At 62.2% G+C, this 1,242-nt stretch carries 1 protein-coding gene; it reads right to left on the bottom strand.

All coding sequences use genetic code 11. From position 1 onward, the window contains the following. Positions 1–1,242: NAD(P)/FAD-dependent oxidoreductase (locus J6497_RS40600; RefSeq protein WP_225709738.1), on the bottom strand; the 1,242-nt coding region annotated here is incomplete at both ends.

Consider the following 1,242-nt stretch of genomic DNA (forward strand, 5'->3'; position numbering starts at 1 on the left):
GACAGCGTAGCCCCTCAAACGGAATCGCTGCGAACTGAGCTGTCTCGAGTAGCCAGACGAACTGCCGGTGACCAAATCGGCAACGACTCGTGCTGTGACCGCAGCCAACGTGAGTCCTAGGTGTCCGTGACCACAGGACACGAAGATGGAACGATGGCCCGGGACCTGCTCGACGATCGGCAAGGAGTCCGGAGTAGCCGGGCGTTCTCCGCTCCACACCTCGAAACCGGGCCGAGGTCTGAGCGCGGGCAGAACTTTGCGCACGCGATCCAGCGCGGATGAGAGCAGTCCGGGCCGCGCTCGCAAACCTGGCAAGCCAAAATGACTGATGCCCGCAATTCGGACACCACGTTCGGTAGGTGTAAGGATCACGCCCAGGCTCGGTAGCGCAGTTGGCCGACGGATGAATCCAGTCTCGACGTCCAACTCGAGATGGTACCCTCTTTCGGCGGCAAGCGGAATGTGATGACCGCAATCCGCCAGCAGTTGGTTCGCGTACGCGCCTGTTGCGAGGACCACGGCCCCGGGCGAGTAGTTCTCGCGCGCCCCCCTGACGTTGACCTCTCCATGTCGTTTGCTTTCCAAGCTCTGGACCCGATCGCAGCGCAAGAGGCCGCCACGCTGCACGAACACGTCCGCTAGACTGGTCACAAATGCCGCGGGATCTGTGATATGCGCCGCGCCTTCGATGAACGTAGCACCGGCCGCCCAGCCAAGGGTTGGCTCCATCCCGATGAGATCTGGGCCCGACAGCATCCGGATAGCCACGCCGAGCGACGTGCGAACCGAGTTCAAGCGGATCGCCCCACCCACTTCGGAAGGTGAAAGGTGGACGGCCAGGTACCCCCGTCGTTTGATCGGCGGCAGGTCAGAGCCCAGTAGCAGCTCGTAGGAGCGAACGCCCTCCCGGCAAAGTTCATGAAGCAGCCTTGTATTGAGCTGAACCTTGTCCGGTCGAGTTGCCTTCCCGTATTGGAAGCCCCACGGCAAGAGCCGCGGGGCTGAGGCCCAATCAAGGGCGGCGGGTGAATTCACCTTCAAAACCGCGGCTGGAAGGTCGCCAATGCGATATTGGGCACTGAGGGGAAATGCGCTCGGGGCGATCACGCCTGCATTACCAAAGCTGCAGCCCTGCGCGACAGCTTGCTGGTCCAGCAGCATGATCTTCAGCCCGCGCTGTTGGAGAGCCAAGGCTGCAGTCACACCGACCACACCGGCACCCACGATAACGGCATCGATCTT

The sequence above is a fragment of the Bradyrhizobium cenepequi genome (assembly GCF_020329485.1).
Lineage (GTDB): Bacteria > Pseudomonadota > Alphaproteobacteria > Rhizobiales > Xanthobacteraceae > Bradyrhizobium > Bradyrhizobium cenepequi.